This window comes from Endozoicomonas sp. (genome assembly GCF_031844845.1).
In the GTDB taxonomy this organism is placed as follows: domain Bacteria; phylum Pseudomonadota; class Gammaproteobacteria; order Pseudomonadales; family Endozoicomonadaceae; genus Endozoicomonas.
This window is the reverse complement of record NZ_JAVRMB020000309.1, coordinates 1-4,765: the sequence shown is the minus strand read 5'-3', so window position 1 is coordinate 4,765 and position 4,765 is coordinate 1. Positions and strand designations below refer to the sequence as shown.

General features: G+C 45.0%; 3 protein-coding genes and 2 pseudogenes. 3 read left to right on the top strand and 2 right to left on the bottom strand.

What is annotated here, in order from left to right:
* Positions 1-47: 47 nt before the first annotated feature.
* Complete coding sequence (locus RM811_RS17200) at positions 48-284, bottom strand: hypothetical protein (RefSeq protein ID WP_402526816.1); 237 nt, start codon at positions 282-284, stop codon at positions 48-50.
* A 922-nt stretch (positions 285-1,206) separates the two neighbouring features.
* On the opposite strand from RM811_RS17200, the gene RM811_RS17195 reads away from it, so the two are divergent.
* Both RM811_RS17195 and RM811_RS17190 read left to right on the top strand, forming a co-directional pair.
* Entirely contained in the window at positions 1,207-2,982 is a 1,776-nt protein-coding gene (locus RM811_RS17195) for a peroxidase family protein (protein WP_402526814.1), read from the top strand.
* A 95-nt stretch (positions 2,983-3,077) separates the two neighbouring features.
* Positions 3,078-3,602 (top strand): annotated as a pseudogene (locus RM811_RS17190) (IS5 family transposase); the annotation flags it as partial.
* 302 nt (positions 3,603-3,904) lie between these two features.
* Here the strand turns inward: RM811_RS17190 and RM811_RS17185 are convergent.
* Positions 3,905-4,351, bottom strand: a pseudogene (locus tag RM811_RS17185) (reverse transcriptase domain-containing protein); the annotation flags it as partial.
* Positions 4,352-4,514: 163 nt separating this feature from the next.
* Here RM811_RS17185 and RM811_RS17180 point away from each other — a divergent pair.
* Positions 4,515-4,765: ABC transporter permease subunit (locus tag RM811_RS17180; RefSeq protein WP_402526811.1), on the top strand; the 251-nt coding region annotated here is incomplete at its 3' end.

Sequence of the window (4,765 nt, the reverse complement as noted above, 5' to 3'; positions counted from 1 at the left end):
GAAGCCATCAATCCATCGCTTCAACTCACTGTGGCAGGCGTTCACTGTCAAATACCTTCTTTTACTCTCTGGCCAGCACTACTCACCAGCATTTTTGCTGTCAGGCTTAGCTTATCTGCCAGACTTTCATGAGCCAGGTGTGCATCTTCTTCTGCAATACCGGATAACTGGCCGTATGAGTCATCCTTTACCAGCTCCATCAAACGGTGACGCAAGTGGAATGATGTATCCAGCGATATGCCACACCGCCTGGCGGCAGGTCGCAGTGTCGTTTCGCCGTCCATGCACTCAATGTACTGATCCAGCTTATCCCGGACTCAAAGGTGAGAAAGAGAAGTTCCACTCATGGCATTGAATGTTTTATCGCAATCTTTGCAGCAATATCGTTGATAGCCATCCTAAGTCCCCCAACGAACACAAACAGGTTTCTGGTCAAAGTAAAATTTAAGTCGTTCCGGCAGGCGCGACTCACCTTGAATATCAGAGGAGGCAGAGTTGGAAGCTGGGGGAAGTGTTTTATGCAGTACGCTCACTTGCTCCGGAGACATTAAAGGAAGGGATCGGAGAATATCTTCAAACTGCTGGGACTCCATGGTCTGACACTCCACTTACACGACAATTAAAGACTATGCGTAGTTATATCCCAAACCACCAACACTTAAACTGAACTGAGCCACCTACCGACGTATGATCAACAATTCTATAAAAAGTTCCATCCTCAGTTTTCGAGGAGAGTATTGCAGAACAACAACTCCCGCTAACCAAGCATCTATTGACGTGTCTATGAATTTTGCAAACCACCGTTTCCTACGTATTCGAGATAGTAATACTGGTCCAGAAATTCCCGACGGATATACGTCTATGGACTTTTATATTAAAAAAACTTGTGCAAGAAAATTCCAGTAACACAACCCCTGATACAAGTTATTTGGATATAACGCTATAGATGTATATTGTTCGGGAATTGCTGCAGGGCTAGTGAACTTTTTGCTTATCTATCTGTCGATAATAACAATACTTCGGACAGTTTTTACCCAAGGATTCCGGCATTATAGAGTATTTTTAGGCAACTCTGCGATGACCCAGACTTGCTATTAAATACCAGCCCTTACTCACAGGGCTTGCGCCACGGACTAAGTTCCCGAAAAACTGTCAACTGTATTGTAATAAAATACAGATGGTTAAGTACTTACTTGGAGGAATTTTATGTTAGGCGACTATTCTGCTGTAAAGCTAAGTAGTGACTCCTTCCCCACACAAAAAAATGAGATCAGAGATAGTTCAGTACCAGCAAGAGACAGTACCGGTTGGTACTCCTGCTTGAACACGAAACTTGGAAAAGCAAAGTACTGGGTTGTAACACATCCTGTCCTATCTCTGGTTTTGTGTTCATCCCTGATTGCAGGGAGTATTACAGGGGCAGGACTGATTATTGCCTATAGTTTAACTTCTAGAGCAGTGGATAAAGTGGAACCGGGAGAAGTAAGAAGCTTTAATGGTTCGGGTAACAACCGTTTAAATCCAGACTGGGGAGCCGCTGGAGGGGCTCTGGGTAGGCTTTCTGCCTCTGATTGCCTCAGTTTAGAAAATAATGGCATTAGGCCGCCTCCGAGGAACATTAGCAATGCAATCGGAAATCAGCTTTCTGACACTTGTATACCTAATACATTAAACCTTACTGATATGCATACGCTATGGGGGCAGTTTATTAATCATGATATTGATCTAACCCCTGTTCAATCTGGCCCTGATGCTGAGAAATCGCCGATTTCTATCTCTCCAGATGATGGGTTTTTCTCTCCCGATGATGGGTTTCTCCAACCTACATCATCAACCGGGAATACGACAATTCCCTTTATTCGTTCAGAATTCATTCGTTCTCCTGACGGTTCCAGACAACAGGTTAATGCAATTACTTCATGGATTGATGGCAGCATGGTTTATGGTTCTGATAAACAGTTCAGTGATAATTTGAGAACATTTTCGGATGGAAAAATGAAGGCTTCGAATAAAGGCCTATTGCCTAGCCAACCTGAAAATGATTTATATATTTCCGGGGATACGCGTTCAAATGAAAATATCGCATTAACATCAATGCACACTCTGTTTGTAAGAGAGCATAACCGCCTATGCGCAAATTTTGCAGATAAAGAACCTTCATTGAGTGATGAAGAAATTTTTCAAAAGGCAAGAAATCATGTTATTGCCTTAACTCAGGTCATTACCTATGACGAATATCTACCAACATTATTGGGCGATAATGTCATTGATGAATATAGTGGATATAATGAGCTTATTGATCCAAGTGTATTGAATGTATTCTCAACAGCTGCGTTCAGATTTGCACATTCGACTGTTTCCGATACCCTTCCAAGGCTGGATAATGATGGTAATGAAGTTGGTCCAGTTATTGAGATGAAAGATGCTATTGTAGCACCTGAATTGTTATCTTCTTATGGTGATGTAGGAAACATACTGAAAGGGCAGTCGTCCCAGATTATGGAAGAACATGATCCAAAAATGGTCACCAGTTTAAGAAACTCCCAGAGAGGAGCTCCTGGTGCTGGAAGCTCAGTTATTGATTTATTCTCGGTAGATGTTCAAAGGGGTAGAGATCACTGCCTACCTGATTACAATACCTTTAGACGTCACTACAATATGGAACCATACGAAAGTTTTAACGATCTAACATCTGACTCGGAACTGGCCGAAGAGCTAACCAAGCTATACGGGGATATTGATAATCTGGATCCATGGGTTGGTATTATATCCGAAGATCACTTGCCAAATTCCGCAATGGGAGAACTCGGCTCTGCTATTATAATCGATCAGTTCACAAGACTTCGGGATGGAGACAGATTTTGGTACACTAGAACGCTAAACGAGGGAGAAATAGCAGAGATTGAAGCAACAACATTGAGTGATGTTATTAAAAGAAATACGAACATAAGCAATATCCAGAATGAAGCATTTAGGGGGTAACTCTCAGGGGGCTGTTGACGTTTCATAAGCCCTTGAAAAGGATCTGCAAATCCACAGCATTGCGGTTCCTGCACCTACGTTACTACGGATTTGCAATGCCTCGCTTTATGCTCACTAATGAGTACTGGTCGAAGCTGTCGACCATTTTCAGCCAGATCAAGATATACAACAAGCCCAATCTACGCCTTGTATTGGGGGAATGCTTTATCGTATCCGTGCTGGATGTCCGTGGCGTGATCTGCCAGCCGAATTTGGCGAATGGCACTCAATTTTCAAGAAGTTCAACGTTTGGTCTATACAGGGCAAGTGGCTCAAAATCTTTCATCTGTTGTACGAGATCCAGATATGGAGTGGTTATTTAGATGGCAGTTATGTCAGAGCCCATCAATACAGTACAGGCGCGGCCGATGGTGAGCCTGAAGCCATCGGAAAGAGCCGGGGAAATTCATCTATCTGTTGATGCCTGCGGACTTCCTGTCGCATTCGAGGTGACGGGTGGAGAGGTTAACGACTGTACGACAGCACCTGTCTTATTAGCCAAGACGCCAGATGCTGAAACGGTTATCGGGGATAAAGGCTACGATAGCCAAGGCATCCGTGACCAGATAGTGGAGCAAGGACTTTCACTTTCAATCTCTTGCCGGTTTATCTCGGCGCACATCGCCGTAAAGGGTTGACTCACCAACAGTTTCCTGTGATTTGTCACCCCTCCGGCACAGATCCGTACGGGCACTACTAATGCATACGGCTCCTACGACTCATCAGACACACTGTCGCATACTTGGATATGGGTGGAGTATTCTCACGCTCGGGATAAACAGTTTGAAGACCTTCTGCATTTTCATCCATGTTATGCAGTGTTTCTGGCTGCGCCTTCTTAACGCTTTTACCCAAGCTCTGCAAATTTCTCTGCGAAATTGGTTCAGTGCTTTAAGGTTGCCGGGGACAGCAAAGAAGTTATTGTGCCCTGCACTACGCTTTTCAGCCATTTACCCTGTTTGAATACGTCCCTGTGCCGGTTTTTCAGCAAAGTCTGTTTTACTTCTTTGATTTTTGCTCTCAGCTTCTTGGCTATCGTAAACCGTTTCAGCATGAATCCACCGTCTGACCGGCGTACTGAACAGATATGTGTGAAGCCCAGAAAATCGAAGGTATCGGGTTTCCCCTGTTTCCTCGCCTTTCTGTTACTGATCGCAAATCGTCCAAACTCCAACAGCTTTGTTTTCTCTCCGTTCAAACTCAGGCCAAACTTTCCTAACCGATCTTTCAGGTCTGCCATAAAATGCAGACCATCAGAGCGGTATTGAAATCCCAACACACTGTCGTCCGCATAACGGACAATGTAACACTCCCCTCTGGCATTTCTTTTCCGCCATTGGTTTGCCCATAAACCTTCCCCCCCTCACCCAACAGGGTCGGCGTTCCCGATGATGGTTTCGGAGCTCAATACTGAGCCTGTACGTTCCCCTGTCAACGCTTAACCATTGCCATTTCTGACAACCGCCCATGACTCGGGGTTCCGGCGGCTTGCTATGCCCTACCGGATGAAGGACTTTCACCTTCAATCTTCTGCCGATTTATCTCGGCGCACTGGATGTCCTTTATTCCGTTCGGAAGAGATGCTCCGTCTGGTGCCCACTATGTTAAAAGAAGCAGGCAGTGGTCTGGGCGCTCCCCGCTGGCAGGTAATGACCAAATTGTGTTACCGCGCTGCTGGCCCCGGCATTATGACTGGCGTTCTTCTGGCCATGGCTCGTATCACCGGTGAAACCGCACCACTGTT